Here is a 16780-nt window from a genome sequence, read left to right as displayed (position 1 = left end):
CTGCAACTGGCTGGTCAGGCGATACTCAGCGGCAGGGAGCGGTGTTGGCATGTGGTCCCTAGCTGTATTCCCCTCTGATGATAGTTTTAATTTTGAAACTTTCAATTTCATTTTGATCACTTTTCATGCCACTATTTTGTCAAGCTTTGCGCAAGTGAATAATCACGAATTGTCACGAAATGGGACTTTGCGGCTGAATCTGCTGACATGCTCCGGTATTTCCGCATTGTTTGTTAAAAAAACATATCGCTATCGAATTGCAAGCTGTTGCTTTTTTGTATGGAAATTGTCAAATGTAATTGGGAATAAAATACGATAGAAATAATTATTTGTAATTTTTATATCGTATTATTGCTATCAATTGAATAGCCTGAATGCGGTAAGGGATCTTTCATAATAACTATCAGTGCGGTAGTTATTCTTTCAGGACGGGGATTGGGGCGGAAATGGAAAACGCCCCGACGGGCGGGGCGTTTTTTTTACGGGGCAGTGATGTTGCGCCGTCAGCCTTCCTCGCGCCAGCGGCGCAGGCGGATGGCGGCGTAAATCAGCGCGGCGCCCGCCGCCGCACCGAGCCAGACGGCTGGCAAGGCCAGGCTGGACCAGGAATTGCTGAATACATCGATGCGCGTCATGTGCGAGCCCCCCTCTGCCAGCGCGTGCATGTGCGGCAGCAGTTCCGGTTCGAACAGGTACCAGCTGCCGGGAAGAGTGCCCAGCAGGGCGCGTCCGATGACATTCATCTGTATCCACTCGACGCCGCTTTCCGTCTGCGTCAGCTTGCCGGCCCAGACCGTCAAGACGAGCAGCAGCAGCGGCACGCCGACGGCCCAGAGGAAGACTTTCGACCTGGCCCAGCTCGACACCATCAGCAGCCAGCCGACCGTCGGCAAGGCCCACAGGCAATACACGGGCAGCAAGCCGAACACGCGCAGCGGTCCCAGGTACAGGCCGGGCGAGGCCAGCAGTTCGGCAAACACGTGGATGCCGTTGGCCGCCAGCACGCCGCTGAGGATCAGGATCAGGGCCAGCGACGTCAGGCTGGCGGCGGCGGCCACGAGCAGCGGCGCGACCAGCAGGGCGATGGCCGCCTTCGACAGCACCGTCTGCGCATCCGAGACGGGCAGCGATTTCCAGAACAGCACGCTGCGGTCGCGGCGGTCGTCATGCAGTGCGCTCAGGCAATAGAAAAACACGAGGAATCCCAGTGCCAGGAACAGCGGCGCGGCCGCGTACGTGTAGTTATTGGCGACGGCGTCGATGATTTCCGCGCGGCGCGGGCCGAAGGTGCGGGTATTGAAGACCGTGCTCCAGGAAATTTCCTCGCCATTGACGATGAGCGCCGTGTGCATCTTGGTCCTGGCGACGGTCGCGGCCGCCATCAGGGCGCCCAGCACCGTCATGACGATGCCGATGATGGCGGGCGTCCACACCAGCATGCCCTTGTGTTCCCACAATTCACGCCGGAGCAGCCATTGCATCTTGTTCATGGGGGAAATACTCATTGGTACGATCCTTTCATGGTCGCGACAAACAGGTCCGCCAGGCTGGGCGTGCGGACTTCGCCCAGGGCGGCCAGCTGGGTGCGGGCGACGCCGTCGAACAGCATCACCGACTTGCCGAACACGCTGCGTTCACTGATCGGCTGCAGGGCGCGCGCGGGATTGACGTGCTGCGGGCCCACCATCACTTCGATGTAGCGCTCGCCGACTTCTTCCATGCTCGAGGCCAGCACGATCTGGCCGTCGCGAATGAACATCAGGTCGCTGAGGATGTGCTCCACTTCCTCGATCTGGTGCGTGGTGATGACGATGGTCTTGTTTTCATCGAAATAGTCTTCCAGCAAGTTCTGGTAGAACTGCTTGCGGTACAAAATGTCCAGGCCCAGAGTCGGCTCGTCGAGCACCAGCAGTTTGGCGTCGATGGCCATCACCAGTGCCAGGTGCAGCTGCACCACCATGCCCTTCGACATGGCCTTGACCTTCATTTTCGGCGACAGCTTGGTGTGCGCCAGATAGCGCTCGGCCTTGCTGCGGTCGAAACGTGGATGCACGCCGGCAACGAAATCGATGGCGTCGGCCACGCGCAGCCAGCCCGGCAGGATGGCCACGTCGGCGATGAAGCACACGTCTTCCATCAGCGCGTCGCGCTGCACGCGCGGATCGCGCCCCAGCACCGACAAGTCGCCATCGAAGCCCGTCAGGCCCAGAATAGCTTTCAGGGTGGTGGTCTTGCCGGAACCGTTAGGCCCGATCAGGCCGACGATGCGCCCCGGCGCGATATCGAAGCTGATGCCGGCGATGGCCGTCTGCTTGCCATACTGCTTGCGCAGGCCGCGCGCGCTGATGACGTTGTCCTTGTTCAATGCATTCATGCGCTCTCTCCGTGTGCGCCGCTGTCGCGGCTTGCTTGCAGTAGTTGATCGAGGTCAAGGCCCAGGCGGGTGATGTGTTCCAGCAAGGCCGGCCATTCTTCGCGCAGGAAGCGCTCGCGTTCGCTGGCCAGCAATTTGTCGCGGGCGCCTTCCAGTACATACATGCCGAGTCCTCTGCGTTTTTCCACCAGGGCATCGTCGACCAGTTCCTGATAGGCGCGCGAAACCGTGATGGGATTCAATTGATAATCGGCCGCCACCTGGCGCACCGACGGCAAGGCGTCGCCGGATTGCAGCACGCCATCGAGCATCATGCCCACCACCCTGGCCTTGAGCTGGCGGTAGATGGGGCTATTGTCGTTCCACTCCGCGCTCATGGGATGCGCTCCGACAAGGGCGGGGCGGTGCGGCGCGTAAAAAATGCTGTCGGCATGGTGGCTCCGTGATGTATTGAGTTGGTGTTGTAGTTAACTATAACAGTGAAAATGCAAATGTCAACATTTTGATGCTTTTCTATCCATGAGGAAACTATAATGTTGCGTGTTTGAGAATCTTACTTGATAACTTTTGGCGCAAACCGGCGCCAGCAACCATGAAAGCAGAAATGTTAAATTGCTTTGAAGAAGTGCAAAACCTGTTCAGGCGTGCCGGCTGCGGCGCCGCCCTGTTGGCGCTACTGAGCGCCTGTGGCGGCGGTTCCGGCGGTGGCGCGGCCACGCCCGTAGCACCTGTCGAAACGCCACGATACCTGCTGGGCGGCACGGTCAGCGGCTTGCTGCCTGGCACCAGCGTCGTGCTGGCGAACGGCGCGGATAAAGTGACCGTCACGGCCAACGGTCGCTTCAGCTTTGCCGGCAAGCTGGCGGCGGGCACTGCGTATCAAGGCAAGGTCGACAGCGCCTCCGCCGGCCTGGGCTGCAGCATCGCCCCAGGCGCGGCGACCATGGGCAACGCGGATGTCGATACCCTGGCCGTGCGTTGCCTGCCTGTCTTGCTGGCCGGGGTGCAGGAACAGATCCAGCGTGTCGATGGCATGGTGCAGGATGGCGCGGGCAATTCTTACTTCGCCGATTCGTCCACGCAGGTGATCCACAAGCTCACCCCTGACGGCAACATGAGTATCTACGCCGGCATGCCGGGCAAGGCTGGTGCCGTTGACGGGCCTGGGGCCAGCGCGACTTTCAACATGGGCGGCGGCCGTGCACCGCTGGCGATCGACGGCCAGTCCAATCTGTATGTGGCCGATAGCTGCAATGGCCTGGTGCGAAAAATTACGCCGGCCGGGGTGGTCAGTACACTGGCCGGCAAGCGCCGCGCCAATTGCGGCGCGACACCGGTCGCGCCGAATGGCACGCCTGTGTATGCCGATGGGCCGGCAGCGCAAGCGGGGTTCGGATGGATAAGCAGCATGGCCGTGGAGCGTAACGGCGATCTGCTGCTCGCCGATGATGGGCAGTCCACGCTTCGCCGGGTGACGCCAGATGGCGTGGTCAGCTCCATGTCTGTCATGTTTTTCGAACCGAACAGCCAGCCGCGGGCAGGGCAGGTAGGTCAGATAGCGGTCGATGCCATCGGCGTCATTTACTTGAGTAACTATGGCGGCAGTAAGATATATCGCCTTGACAATGGCCAGGCTTTCCTGATTGCTGGCAATGCGAGAACGACTGGCTATGATGGCAAGGGCGTCAATGCCAGCTTCAGGGGCGTGCGCAGCATGGTGTTCGAGCGCAGCGGCAATTTGTTGCTGGTCGACCGCGACGCCATCCGCCGCATGGCGCCCGATGGCGAGGTGACGACGATCGTGGGGCGCCTGGTGCCTGATGCTGCGGGGAAACCTGTCGACTGGAAAAACCTCGCGCTGATATTGCGCGAGGAGTCAGGCGCCATGCTGGTCTACGATGCCAGTCTGCCGCGCTTGAGCCGGGTGGATGCCGGCAACAGGATTGTGACCGTGCCTGTCATGCTGAGCGAAGCCGGGCCGGCGGACGGCGTGGGCGCTGCGGCCCGCGTGGGTACGGTCAGGGCGTCGGGCATGTGCGGCGACCCTGCAGGGAATGTCTATCTGCTCGATGCGGCCAACAAGGTATTGCGCCGGCTCGCGCCAAACGGCAAGCTTGAGGTCCATGCGGGGATTGCCGGCCGCGCCGGCAGCGATGACGGGCCACGGCTCAGCGCGACCATGTTCAGCCCCGTGGCCATTGCTTGCGGCGCGGATGGCGCCGTGTATGTGGCGGACAGGGCGCCGAATTCTGCTTCATTTAATTTGCGCAAGATCAATGCCGACGGGGTCATGTCCACCGTTGAGCCATTGCCAGCAGACGGTTTTGGCCTTCAGCAGTATATCCTGGCGGTTGACAAGGATGGCTATATCACCTGGACGGAGGCTTTGGACGGGGGGATTTACCGGCGCCCGCCCGGTGGCGTATTTTCCTTGTTTGTGTCCTTTGAGACCCTCGCGCGCTCCTTCAGCGACAGTGAGCTCGGCTTGCAAGATATTCTGCCCTACAGCATGGTATTTGACAGCAAGGGGAATCTGTATTTTGATGACTATTATCATCAAGTGATCTTCAAGGCGGATCGTTCCGGCGCCGTGACCGTGTTTGCCGGCACCCTGTACTCGACTAAAAATGCCGACGGTGCGCCTGGCGTGGGCAGCCTGTCCTTTGCCGGCATGCCCAGCCTGGCCATCGACAAGGCCGACAACCTGTACCTGAGCGGCCAGGATGGCGTGCGCAAGATCGATGCGGCCGGGGTCATTTCTACGCCACAACTGGCATGGGGCAATCCTATCGTGGAGGTTTTGGCTTTTGGCAACGGAACCTTGTATGGTTATACCGCCCGCGCCATCGTCCAGGCGCCGTTGCCTTAGGCGGGACTTTGGTCAGGCGCGGTTGGCAAGCCCATCAGCCGCGCCTGCAAGTCCAGTGCATTGAACAGGGCGGCCCCGGCCGCCGTATTGTCGAAGATGCACCAGCTGTTCGCTGGCGCCCGTGCGGCCAGTTCATTGGCCAGGGCCGCCAGGTAGTCGGCAGGGTAGTCCGAGTAGTAAATCCGCGGGCTGCCGTGCAGGCGCACGTAGGCGGCCTCCGTGGTCGGCACGTGCGGCCCCGGCTGGCCGGCGGGCGGGTCGGCGCGCACGCGCGTGATGCGCTGTATCGTCAAAAGCGTGGTCGCGGCTTCCTCGAACCAGCTGGGATGGCGCGCCTCCCAGGCCAGCATGCCGTCGAAGCGTTGCCTTAGCGCAGTCAGGAAGTCAAAGGCCACGTCCGCCTCGAAACGCAGGCTGGGCGGCAGCTGCACCAGCACGCAGCCCAGTTTATTCCCCAGTTGCATGACTTCCCCCGCAAAGCGTTCCAGCTCGGCAGTGCCATCGTGCAAACGCCGGTCGTGCGTGATGCTGCGCGGCAATTTCACGCTGAAGCGAAAATGCCCGGGTACGCTGTCGGCCCAGCGCGCGTAGGTTGACGGCTGGTGTGGGCGGTAGAAAGAACTGTTGATTTCCACGCAGTCCAGCACCTGGGCATAGCGCTGCAGGTGGCTGCCGTCGAGGGGGAAGTGGCGGGTGGCGGCGCTGGAAATACTCCAGCCGGCCGTACCGATGTAGCGAGTGTGCATGGCGCCATTACAGCGCAGGCCGGCCTATGGCGCTATCGGACTAAACCCCGTGGCGGAGTCAGCTTTTGCCTAGTCGACGATGTCGCCGTTCAGGTCGTGGCGCGTGATGTTGCCGCGTGCATCGATGGCGATCCAGCCGCCGCGTTGCGGCTCCACGTCGCATTCCCAGTCCGGCAAGACATAGCGCAAGGTTTCGTCAACTTTATGCAGGGCAGGGCGGTGCGTATGGCCGTGGATCATGACCGTGCTGGCGTTTTCGGCAAATACTTGGGCGACAGCGTTGGGCGTGACATCCATGATGTCCATGGATTTTTCGCCATTGTGCTCGCGGCTGCTCTTGCGCAAACCGTCGATGATGGCCTTGCGCTGCGCCAGCGGCATGGACAGGAACTGCTTTTGCCAGGCGGGCTGGCGCACCATGGCGCGAAACTCCATGTAGCTGACGTCTTTCGTGCATTCGGCGTCACCATGCAGCAAGACGATGCGCCGGCCGGCAATTGTGGCCACGTGCGGTTCGCTGAGCAGGGTAGCGCCGGCGGCGGCGGCAAAGCCGGAGCCGACGAGAAAGTCGCGGTTGCCGGCGATCCAGTAGACGTGCACGCCAGCATCGCTGACGGCGCGGATGGCGGCCGTCATGCGCGCATTGAACGGGTCTTCCAGGTCATCGTCGCCGGCCCAGTATTCGAACAGGTCGCCTAATAGATACAGCGCTTGCGCATATTGCGCATGGTGTTCCAGGAAAGAAAGAAACGCCGCGCTGGTGCGCGGATGCGAGCTCTGCAGATGCAGGTCGGAAATAAAGAGTGCGGCAGGCATTGTCATCGTTCAACGCTCCCAAAAAGTGAAGTGCATGGAGAGGCGCAAACGCTGCAATGCCTGTTATTCATGATGCAGTAGCCGAATTAAACTGCTTCGACTTTTTCGATGATGACATCGGTTACTGGCACATCGGCGAACATGCCGGCGCGCGAGGTTTTCACGGCGCGGATGGCGTCGACGACTTCCTTGCCTTCGGTGACTTTACCGAATACGGCGTAGCCCCAGCCGTCCTGGCCTGGGTAGTCGAGGAAGCTGTTGTTCTTGATGTTGATGAAGAACTGGGCCGATGCCGAGTGCGGATCCGACGTGCGGGCCATGGCCAGCGTGTACGTGTCGTTTTTCAGGCCGTTCTTGGCTTCGTTTTCCACGGTGGTGTCGGCAGGCTTTTGTTTCATGCCTGGCTCAAAACCGCCGCCCTGGATCATGAAGCCGTCGATGACGCGGTGGAAAATCGTGTTGTCGTAGTGACCAGCTTTCATGTAGGCCAGGAAGTTGGCAACCGTTTTCGGCGCTTTCTCGGCGTCCAGTTCAGCGGTGATCTTGCCCAGATTGGTGGTGATGATGACGGAGGTCATGATGATCCTTAATAAATTGGATGAATAATTGATTCAGCGGTGCCAGCCAGGCCGGCGCCGCAAAAACGCTATTTTACAGTTTTGCGGGCGCTGTCTTGAGTAAAGTCGCCGATTCGATCACCACGGGGGTGACCGGCACGTTCTGGTGCGGGCCCTTGTCGGCCACGGGCACGGCCTTGATCTTGTCGACCACATCCATACCACTGACGACTTTGCCGAATACCGTGTAGCCGAAGCCGTCGCGGCCAGGATAGTCGAGCGCGCCATTGTCGTTGACGTTGATGAAGAATTGCGCGGTGGCCGAATGCGGGTCGCCCGTGCGCGCCATGGCGATGCTGTAGGTGACGTTTTGCAAGCCGTTTTGCGCTTCATTCCTGATCGGCGCCTTGGTGGCTTTCTGTTTCATGTTCTTGTCGAAGCCGCCGCCCTGTATCATGAAGCCGTCGATGACGCGGTGAAACACCGTGCCCTTGTAGTAACCGCTGTTGACGTACTGCAGGAAATTGGCCACGCTTTTTGGCGCTTTTTCCTGGTCCAGTTCCAGCACGATCTCGCCCATGCTGGTTTTCAGGGCCACGTGGGGCGTCGGGTCGAGGGCGGTCGCCGGAGCGGCTGCCACGACGGCGCTGCCCAGGGTCAGGCCGGCAAACAGGGTGCAAAAGCGGGCCAGGAAAGACAGGCGTTTCGATTTGATTACTTGCATGAAGGCGTCCTTAATCGTTATTTTTCTTTAAACTTGCTTTAATTGTAAATAAATGAAAATTCGGTTGAACATCGTAAAAACCTGATTCATATCGGGCCAGTATGGTTTTTATCAATGTTATACTTGACCGCTAACGCCCTAATTCTAACAAACAAGAACAACAATATAGCGGGTCGTACAGTCTCGGCGCACACGGCAGTTCAGTGGCGCGGCACCCCTGGTGTCCGCGCCTGTCTGTCGTTTTGCCAGGCTGGCGGCCGCTCCACTTGCAAAGTACGATGAGCAATCTAAAGATTTACAACACCCTGGCTCGCGAGAAGCAGGTATTCGTCCCGATGGAAGCGGGCAAGGTACGCATGTACGTCTGCGGCATGACCATCTACGACTATTGCCATATCGGCCATGCGCGCATGATGATGGCCTTCGACGTCATCTACCGCTGGTTGAAGGCGTCCGGTTTCGACGTCACGTATGTGCGCAACATTACGGACATCGACGACAAGATCATCCGCCGCGCCGTGGAAAACGGCGAGACGATTTCCCAGCTGACGACGCGTTTCACCCAGTACATGGATGAAGACACGGCCGCGCTGGGCATCCTGACGCCCGACCACACGCCGCGCGCCACCGAATACGTGCCGCAGATGCTGCGCCTGATCGAGCAGCTGGAAGCCAAAGATTTGGCTTATCAGGGTGCGGATGGCGATGTGAACTATGCCGTGCGCAATTTCCCCCACTACGGCAAGCTGTCGGGCAAGTCGCTCGACGACCTGCGCGCGGGCGAGCGCGTCGATGTGAACACGGGCAAGCGCGATCCGCTCGACTTCGTGCTGTGGAAGTCGTCGAAGGAGTCCGAGCCGGAAGAAGTCAAATGGGACTCGAAGTGGGGCAAAGGCCGCCCGGGCTGGCATATCGAGTGCTCGGCCATGTCCTGCGCCTTGCTCGGCGAACAATTCGACATCCATGGCGGCGGCGCGGACTTGCAATTCCCGCACCACGAAAACGAGATCGCCCAATCCGAAGGCGCGTTCGGCCACACCAGCGTCAATTACTGGATCCATAACGGCTTCGTACGCCTGGACAATGAAAAAATGTCCAAGTCGCTCGGTAACTTCTTCACCATCCGCGAAGTGCTGCAAAAGTTCGATGCCGAAGTGATCCGCTTCTTCATCCTGCGCGCCCACTACCGCAGCCCGCTCAATTATTCCGACGTGCACCTGGACGACGCGCGCCTGTCGCTGACCCGCCTGTACACGGCGCTGGCCGACGTGGCGGTGGAAGCGGGCGCCATCGACTGGAGCGAAGCCCATGCCGTGCGCGTGCGCGACGCGATGGACGACGATTTCAATACGCCGCTGGCCGTGGCGGCCCTGTTCGACCTGGCGACGGAAGTCAACAAGAGCAAGTCGCCCGCGCTGGCGCGTCAATTGAAGGGCCTGGCGGGCGTGTTCGGCTTGCTGGAACGCACGCCGCAGCAATTCCTGCAGGCAACTGTCGGCGCGGCCGGCGGCCAGGACGAGGCGGCCGGCATCGAAGCGGCCATTGCGGCGCGCAGCGCGGCGAAAAAGGCGCGCGACTTTGCCCAGTCCGACAAGATTCGCGCCGAATTGTTGGCCGCAGGCATTATTCTTGAAGACAAGCCTGACGGCTCGACCAACTGGCGCCGCGCATGATGGCTACGTCCAGGGAAAACGGGGAAGCGCCCAAGGTGACGGACCTGGCGCAAGTGATCCAGGTGCCGCACTACTGGGAAGAGGCGAAGATCGAGCTGATGAAGCGCGACCGCATCATGAAAAAGCTCATCCCGCAATTTGGCGACCTGCACCTGGTCGGCCATAGCGACCCGTTTACCACCCTGGCCCGTTCGCTGGTGGGCCAGCAGATCACGCCCAAGGCGGCTGATGCCGCCTGGAAAAAGCTGCTGCTGGCTTGCCCGAAATGCACGCCTTCACAAGTCTTGAAGGCGGGCGCCGAGCAACTGTCCGCCTGCGGTTTGTCCAAACGCAAGACCGAATACATCCTCGACCTGGCCGACCATTTCAAGGCCAAGCGCGTGCATGCGAGTCAGTGGGACCAGATGGATGACGAAGCCGTCATCGCCGAACTGGTGCAGATCCGCGGCATCGGCCGCTGGACAGCCGAGATGTTTTTGATATTTAATCTGCTCCGGCCGAATGTCTTGCCGCTCGACGACCCGGGTTTGATCCAGGGCATCAGCGTCAATTATTTTTCCGGCGAACCAGTTTCCCGCAGCGATGCCCGCGAAGTTTCCGCCAATTGGGAACCGTGGCGCACCGTGGCGACGTGGTATCTGTGGCGCAGTCTCGACCCTGCAGCCGCCCCTGCCGCACCCGATGCAGCCCCCGGCGCACCAGCCGGTACGGTAAAATAAACATAGATGACGCCGCGCGCCCTGGCGCCGTGGCCGGTAAAACCTGGAGGTACAATGACTAAAACGACTTTCCTCAATTTTGAACAGCCGATCGCGGAACTCGATTCCAAGATCGAAGAGTTGCGCTTCGTGCAAGACGATTCGGCCGTCGACATCTCGGAAGAGATCGACCGCCTGGCCAAGAAGAGCCAGCAGCTGACCAAGGATATCTACGCCAAGCTGACGCCTTGGCAAGTGGCGCAGATCGCGCGCCACCCGCAGCGCCCCTACACCATGGATTACGTGAATGAAATCTTTACCGATTTCCACGAATTGCATGGCGACCGCAGCTACGCGGACGATCTGTCCGTCGTCGGCGGCCTGGCCCGCTTCAACGGCCAGCCGTGCATGGTCATCGGCCACCAGAAGGGCCGCGACACGAAAGAGCGCGCCATGCGCAATTTCGGCATGCCGAAACCGGAAGGCTACCGCAAGGCCATGCGCCTGATGAAAGTGGCTGAAAAGTTCAACTTGCCCATCTTCACTTTCGTTGACACGCCAGGCGCCTTCCCCGGCATCGACGCGGAAGAGCGCGGCCAGTCGGAAGCCATCGGCCACAACCTGTACGTGATGGCCGAGCTGAAAGTGCCGCTGATCGCCACCATCATCGGCGAAGGCGGTTCCGGCGGCGCGCTGGCCATTGCCGTGGGCGATGCCGTGCTGATGCTGCAATACTCGACCTATGCCGTGATCTCGCCGGAAGGCTGCGCCTCGATCCTGTGGAAGAGCGCCGAGCGCGCCTCCGACGCGGCCGAAGCGCTGGGCTTGACGGCGCACCGCCTGAAAGCCATGGGCCTGATCGACAAGATCATCAACGAACCGCTGGGCGGCGCCCACCGCGATCCGAAACAGATGGCCACCTTGCTCAAACGCGCACTGGCCGACACCCTGCGCCAGTTCCAGGGCATGAAAACCAAGGATCTGCTGGCCGCGCGCCATGAAAAACTGCTGAGCTACGGCAAGTTCAAGGAAACCACGCCGAGCGAGTAATTTGTTGAAACCCAACGGCAGAGTCTGGGGTCAGACCCTTAGGGTCTGACCCCGGCAGTTAAGGTCTTGGGTTAAAGCAAGCATCACACACCAGGGACAGGCAGGTAGCCGAACACATTCGGCTATCCACCTGTCCCTCTTTGCATTCCCGGAGTCCACATTGAAAAAGCAACAAACCGCCACCGTCGTCGACATCTTCGCCAGCGCGCTGGAAACCTGCGGACCGCAAGCCGGCGAGACGGTCGGCATCGCCCTCAGCGGCGGCCTCGATTCCGCGGCCCTGCTGCACCTGGCACATGCCTGGGCGCTGGAGCAGGGCGTGGCCTTGCACGCGTTTCACGTGCACCACGGCCTGAGTCCGAATGCGGATGCCTGGCTGGCGCACTGCGAGCAGGCGTGCGCCGGCATGGGTGTCGCCTTCGAGGCGCGCAAGGTCACCCTGGAAAAGAATGCGAAGACGGGCACGGAAGAGGCGGCCCGCAAGCGCCGCTATGCGGCCCTGGGCGAGCTGTGCGCCGCGCACGGCGTGCGCCTGCTGCTCACGGCTCACCACCAGGACGACCAGGCCGAGACGGTGCTGCTGCAATTGCTGCGCGGCTCCGGCACGGCAGGGCTGTCCGGCATGGATGGCGCCAACAGCGCGCCCGAACTGCTGGGCAACCCGGACCTGGTGATGGCGCGCCCCTTGCTTTCCGTGTCGCGCAGGCAACTCGAAGCGTATGTGGCGAGCCATGCGATTGCGCACATCCATGACGAGTCGAACGACGATCCCCGCTTTGCCCGCAATGCCCTGCGGCACCAGGTGATGCCCGTGCTGGCGCAGGCGTTTCCCGGCTTCCAGGAGCGCTTCGCCCGCAGCGCCCAGCACGCGCAGTCGGCGCAGCGCCTGCTGACGGAACTGGCGACACAGGATATGGCCGCTTGCCTCGACGGCGATTGCATCGAACTGGCGAAATTGCGGGAATTGAGCGCGGACCGCTGCTACAACCTGCTGCGCCACTGGTTCGGCACGCGCGGCTTGCGCATGCCGTCGACGGCGTGGCTGGCGGAAATGCTGGCGCAACTGCTGGAGGCGCGGCCCGATGCGCAACTGCTGGTCACGCATCCCGAATGCCACGTGCGGCGCCACCGCGACCGGCTGTACCTGACGCCCAAGCTGAATGACCTTGCCGGCATGCGCGACAAAAGCGATGCGGGCATTCCCGGCCTGGAAAAAGCCGGCCAGCAATTTACGTGGCAGGGCGAAGCCAGCCTGGCCTTTCCCGCGTATGGCGGCGTACTGCATTTCGATGCGGTGGAAGAAGGCGGGCAGGGTATCGATATTGCCTGGTTGCAAGCTCAAACCTTGACGATCGACTTCCGCCAGGGCGGTGAGCGCCTGAAACTGGCCCTGAACCGTCCCACGAAGAGCTTGAAATACCATTACCAGGCGTTCGACGTGCCCGCCTGGGAGCGCGAACGCCTGCCCCTTGTCTGTGCGGCGCAACAATTGCTGTTTGCGGCCGGTATCGGCCTCGATTGCCATTGCCTGAGTCTGCTGGACCGTCCCCGCGTGACTTTGCGCTGGGTCTCCTGCTGAGCGCAGGGGCAGCCGCCACGGCCACTCTCGGGGTGGCCGGCAAGTGGCTGCTCAAGCCGGCTGGACTGCATGGATTGGTTATTTCCATATGCGCAATCGGTATGAGCTAATGCGCTTTTTAGCTTGTTATTTTGCATTGCGGCATGTAGAGTAAAGCCCTCCTTTTTTATTCTTCTTGAGCGGAAACTTCACTCTTATGGCTTTAATCGTCCACAAATATGGCGGTACGTCGATGGGCTCGACTGACCGTATCAAGAATGTCGCCAAGCGCGTTGCCAAGTGGCACGACGCCGGGCATCAAATCGTGGTGGTGCCATCCGCCATGTCGGGCGAAACGAACCGCCTGATTGGACTGGCCAAGGAAATCATGGATCAACCCGATCCCCGTGAACTTGACATGATCGCCTCGACAGGCGAACAGGTGTCCGTCGGCCTATTGTCGATGGCATTGCTGGCGATCGGCAAACAAGCCGTATCCTATGCTGGCTGGCAAGTCGCGATCAAGACCGATTCCGCCTTTACCAAGGCACGCATCCAGTCGATCGATGACGAAAAAGTCAAACGCGACCTCGATGCGGGCAAGATCGTCATCATTACCGGTTTCCAGGGCGTCGACGAACACGACAACATCGCGACCCTGGGCCGCGGCGGTTCCGACACCTCGGCCGTGGCGATCGCCGCCGCCATGAAGGCGTCCGAATGCCTGATCTTCACGGACGTCGACGGCGTCTACACGACCGATCCGCGCGTGGTCTCCGAGGCGCGCCGCCTGAAGACCATCACCTTTGAAGAAATGCTGGAACTGGCTTCGCTGGGCTCCAAGGTGCTGCAAACGCGTTCGGTGGAATTTGCCGGCAACTACCGCGTTCCCACGCGCGTGCTGTCGTCGCTGACCGACCCGATGTTGCCGCTGGAAATAGAAGCCAATTCAGGCACCCTGATTTCGTTTGAGGAAGATACAAACATGGAACAAGCAGTCATCTCCGGCATCGCCTTCAACCGCGATGAAGCCAAAATCACCGTGCTCGGCGTGCCCGACCGTCCAGGCGTGGCGTACCACATTCTGGGACCGGTGGCGGACGCGAATATCGAAGTCGACATGATCATACAGAATCAGTCGGTCGACGGTAAAACGGACTTCACCTTCACCGTCTCGCGCGGCGAGTACACGCGCGCGCTGGCCGTGCTGGAAGCGAACCGCGAATCGCTGGGCGCGGCCAGCATCACGGGCGACGCGAAAGTGTCGAAACTGTCCGTCGTCGGCGTGGGCATGCGCAGCCACGTGGGCGTCGCATCGCAAATGTTCCGTACCCTGTCGGAAGAGGGCATCAACATCATGATGATCTCCACTTCCGAGATCAAGATCTCCGTGCTGATCGATGAAAAGTACATGGAACTGGCCGTGCGCGCGCTGCATAAAGCGTTCGAGCTGGAAAAAGCGTAAATATCCAAAAATATTGCCCCACGCCCTTGACCAAAGGGGGGGCAATCGATATTATGACGTTCGTCGCTGCAGCGCAGTTAGCTACAGAGACATAGTTGAGTAATCAGCTAGGAGACGTGGCCGAGTGGCCGAAGGCACATCCCTGCTAAGGATGCATACGGCTTATACCTGTATCGTGGGTTCGAATCCCACCGTCTCCGCCAGAATCAAATAAAAAAGCCTCCCCTGCGGGAGGCTTTTTTATTTGTCTGGACGGAACGGTGGGATTCGAAGACGGAGCGCCCTGAAGGGCGCGCAGGCTCTCCGAATCGCCCATCTGCCGCGCTGCGCGCGGCCCCGGTGGCCGCGCAGCGGCCAACCCCCAAACGCCGTCCCCTCATCTCAGGCAGTGGCGGCCAGCGCATGCGCTGGCTTATGCGAGCCCATGCGCCGACCGGCGCTCAGCAAGGGATTCTTTTTCACGGCATTCAGCCCAAACCCCTTAAAAAGTTGCATAATCTGCAAATGCCGCGCAGAACTTCATCCTGGCCAGCGTGGCCTATGCCAGCGGCATGGACGGCATGGTCCGCACAACCGAGGGGGTACGCACATGCAGCTGCTTCGCCAAGTCAAACTGTCGCGCCGGCTGGCCTTGTTGGTCGGCATCTTTTCGCTGGGCATGATCGTGTATGGCGGCTGGTCGCTGCGCGTGCTGCACGAACTGAAGGTCAACGGACCCGTGTATCACCGCATCGTGCAGGGCAAGGATCTGGTGGCCGACGTGCTGCCGCCGCCCGAATACATCCTCGAATCCTACCTGGTCGCCTTCCAGCTGATGGCGTCCGAAGAGCGGGGCGCGCAAGACAAGCTGGTCGAACGCCTGAAGGCATTGAAGGTTGAGTACGACACGCGCCACCAGTTCTGGCGTACCCAGGATCTCGATCACGATATCGCCGACACCTTGCTGACGCAGGCGCACGCCCCTGCAGTGGCATTCTATGAGATGGCATTCACGCGCCTCATTCCCGCGCTGCAGGGGCAGGACAAGGCTGGCGTGGCCACCGCCATGGCGGCGATGGCGGCCAGCTACGATAGCCATCTGGCGGCCATCAACCGCGTCGTCGACATGACCAGCAAGCGTTCCGGCGCATTCGAGACCGAGTCGGCCGACAGGGCGCGCTCGGCGACCGTGCTGCTGGCGGGCTTGCTGCTGGCATCGCTGGGCGTCAGCATCGCCGGTGCCGTGTTGATCAGCCGCAGCATTACCGGCCCCCTGCAGGAGGCGCTGCGGGCCGCGCAGAGGGTGGCGGCCGGCGATTTGAGCAATCGCCTCGACAAGCGCTTTTCCGATGAGCCCGGTCAATTGCTGCAGGCCCTCGAAGCGATGAATGGCAGCCTGTCGCGCACCGTGGGCCAGGTGCGCAGCAGCACGGAAAGCATTACGGTGGCTTCGCGTGAAATCGCGGCCGGCAATTTCGACCTGTCGTCGCGCACGGAGGCGCAAGCCAGTTCGCTGGAAGAAACGGCTTCCGCGATGAAGGAGCTGACCAGCACGGTAAAGCAGAATGCCGACAATGCCAGGCAGGCGAATCAGCTGGTGGTATCGGCGTCCGAATTTGCCGTGCAGGGCGGGCAGGTGGTCGGGCGCGTGGTCGATACCATGGGTGCCATCAATGCCAGCTCGCGCAAGATCGTCGATATTGTCGATGTGATCGACAGCATCGCTTTCCAGACGAATATCCTGGCCCTGAATGCGGCCGTGGAGGCAGCCAGGGCGGGCGAGCAGGGGCGCGGCTTCGCCGTCGTCGCCAGCGAGGTGCGCAGCCTGGCGCAACGTTCGGCCAGCGCCGCGCGCGAAATCAAGGCCATGATCGGCGACTCGGTCGAGCGCGTCGATGCGGGCAGCAAGCTGGTGGACGAGGCGGGCGCCACGATGGACAAGATCGTGACATCCGTCAAGCAGGTGGTCGACCTGATGAGCGAAATCGCCGCCGCCAGCCAGGAGCAGAGCTTGGGCATCGAACAGGTCAACCAGGCCATCACGCAGATGGACGAGGTCACGCAGCAGAACGCCGCCCTGGTCGAAGAGGCGGCCGCCGCTGCCGGCAGCCTGGAAGAGCAGGCGGCCAGCCTGGTGCGGGAAGTGGGGGTGTTCAAGCTTGACGCGGGCGCCGCTGCCGGCGTGCTTGCCGCGCCCGCGCATCCGGGCCGCTGACAGGCTGGCTGGCGGCCCGGATGCCGTTCGGCATGGCGTTTCGTGGGCGTTGCTGC

14 protein-coding genes and 1 tRNA gene are annotated in these 16780 nt (G+C 61.1%); 8 read left to right on the top strand and 7 right to left on the bottom strand.

Features of this window, described 5'->3' with window-relative positions; genetic code table 11:
* Nucleotides 1-503 precede the first annotated feature (503 nt).
* From AC07X6_RS19660 to AC07X6_RS19650, 3 genes are read right to left on the bottom strand one after another with little or no spacing between them, the layout of a single operon-like run.
* Nucleotides 504-1505: a hypothetical protein gene (locus AC07X6_RS19660; protein WP_494792095.1), complete on the bottom strand. Its 1002-nt coding sequence runs from the start codon at nt 1503-1505 to the stop codon at nt 504-506.
* On the bottom strand, nt 1502-2374 hold the full coding sequence (locus AC07X6_RS19655) for an ABC transporter ATP-binding protein (RefSeq protein WP_494792094.1): 873 nt from the start codon (nt 2372-2374) through the stop codon (nt 1502-1504). Before AC07X6_RS19655 ends, AC07X6_RS19660 begins: the two co-directional genes overlap by 4 nt.
* Entirely contained in the window at nt 2371-2751 is a 381-nt protein-coding gene (locus tag AC07X6_RS19650) for a GntR family transcriptional regulator (protein WP_494792093.1), read from the bottom strand. The genes AC07X6_RS19655 and AC07X6_RS19650 overlap by 4 nt, the downstream gene beginning before the upstream one ends.
* A gap of 416 nt (nt 2752-3167) precedes the next feature.
* Between AC07X6_RS19650 and AC07X6_RS19645 the strand changes: the two genes are divergently transcribed.
* Nucleotides 3168-5243 (top strand): NHL repeat-containing protein, encoded by a 2076-nt coding sequence (locus AC07X6_RS19645; RefSeq protein ID WP_494792092.1) that lies wholly within the window; start codon nt 3168-3170, stop codon nt 5241-5243.
* Here AC07X6_RS19645 and AC07X6_RS19640 read toward each other — a convergent pair.
* The 4 genes from AC07X6_RS19640 to AC07X6_RS19625 all read right to left on the bottom strand — a co-directional run bounded on the left by AC07X6_RS19640 (nt 5240) and on the right by AC07X6_RS19625 (nt 8086).
* Nucleotides 5240-5989 carry a DUF72 domain-containing protein gene (locus AC07X6_RS19640; RefSeq protein WP_494792091.1) on the bottom strand — a complete coding sequence of 250 codons (750 nt, stop codon included), beginning with the start codon at nt 5987-5989 and terminating at the stop codon, nt 5240-5242. The genes AC07X6_RS19645 and AC07X6_RS19640 overlap by 4 nt on opposite strands.
* A gap of 69 nt (nt 5990-6058) precedes the next feature.
* Nucleotides 6059-6805 carry a UDP-2,3-diacylglucosamine diphosphatase gene (locus AC07X6_RS19635; protein ID WP_494792090.1) on the bottom strand — a complete coding sequence of 249 codons (747 nt, stop codon included), beginning with the start codon at nt 6803-6805 and terminating at the stop codon, nt 6059-6061.
* An 86-nt stretch (nt 6806-6891) separates the two neighbouring features.
* Nucleotides 6892-7383, bottom strand: coding sequence for a peptidylprolyl isomerase (locus AC07X6_RS19630; RefSeq protein ID WP_034784044.1), 492 nt, complete (start codon nt 7381-7383; stop codon nt 6892-6894).
* A 73-nt stretch (nt 7384-7456) separates the two neighbouring features.
* On the bottom strand, nt 7457-8086 hold the full coding sequence (locus AC07X6_RS19625; protein ID WP_494792089.1) for a peptidylprolyl isomerase: 630 nt from the start codon (nt 8084-8086) through the stop codon (nt 7457-7459).
* 278 nt (nt 8087-8364) lie between these two features.
* On the opposite strand from AC07X6_RS19625, the gene cysS reads away from it, so the two are divergent.
* The 7 genes from cysS to AC07X6_RS19590 all read left to right on the top strand — a co-directional run bounded on the left by cysS (nt 8365) and on the right by AC07X6_RS19590 (nt 16724).
* Nucleotides 8365-9759 (top strand): cysteine--tRNA ligase, encoded by a 1395-nt coding sequence (gene cysS, locus AC07X6_RS19620; RefSeq protein ID WP_494792088.1) that lies wholly within the window; start codon nt 8365-8367, stop codon nt 9757-9759.
* Nucleotides 9759-10478: a DNA-3-methyladenine glycosylase family protein gene (locus tag AC07X6_RS19615; protein WP_230541027.1), complete on the top strand. Its 720-nt coding sequence runs from the start codon at nt 9759-9761 to the stop codon at nt 10476-10478. Before cysS ends, AC07X6_RS19615 begins: the two co-directional genes overlap by 1 nt.
* 54 nt (nt 10479-10532) lie before the next feature.
* On the top strand, nt 10533-11507 hold the full coding sequence (locus AC07X6_RS19610; RefSeq protein ID WP_034784047.1) for an acetyl-CoA carboxylase carboxyltransferase subunit alpha: 975 nt from the start codon (nt 10533-10535) through the stop codon (nt 11505-11507).
* Nucleotides 11508-11667: 160 nt separating this feature from the next.
* Entirely contained in the window at nt 11668-13086 is a 1419-nt protein-coding gene (tilS, locus tag AC07X6_RS19605; RefSeq protein ID WP_494792087.1) for a tRNA lysidine(34) synthetase TilS, read from the top strand.
* A gap of 196 nt (nt 13087-13282) precedes the next feature.
* Nucleotides 13283-14530 carry an aspartate kinase gene (locus AC07X6_RS19600; protein ID WP_034756957.1) on the top strand — a complete coding sequence of 416 codons (1248 nt, stop codon included), beginning with the start codon at nt 13283-13285 and terminating at the stop codon, nt 14528-14530.
* A 110-nt stretch (nt 14531-14640) separates the two neighbouring features.
* Nucleotides 14641-14733, top strand: a tRNA-Ser gene (locus AC07X6_RS19595).
* Nucleotides 14734-15119: 386 nt separating this feature from the next.
* Nucleotides 15120-16724 carry a methyl-accepting chemotaxis protein gene (locus AC07X6_RS19590; RefSeq protein ID WP_230540957.1) on the top strand — a complete coding sequence of 535 codons (1605 nt, stop codon included), beginning with the start codon at nt 15120-15122 and terminating at the stop codon, nt 16722-16724.
* The last annotated feature ends 56 nt before the right edge of the window (nt 16725-16780 follow it).

It is taken from the genome of Janthinobacterium sp. GW460-12-1-14-LB5, assembly GCF_059423585.1.
The sequence above is the reverse complement of the archived record's forward strand: the minus strand, read 5'-3'. Positions and strand labels throughout refer to the sequence as shown.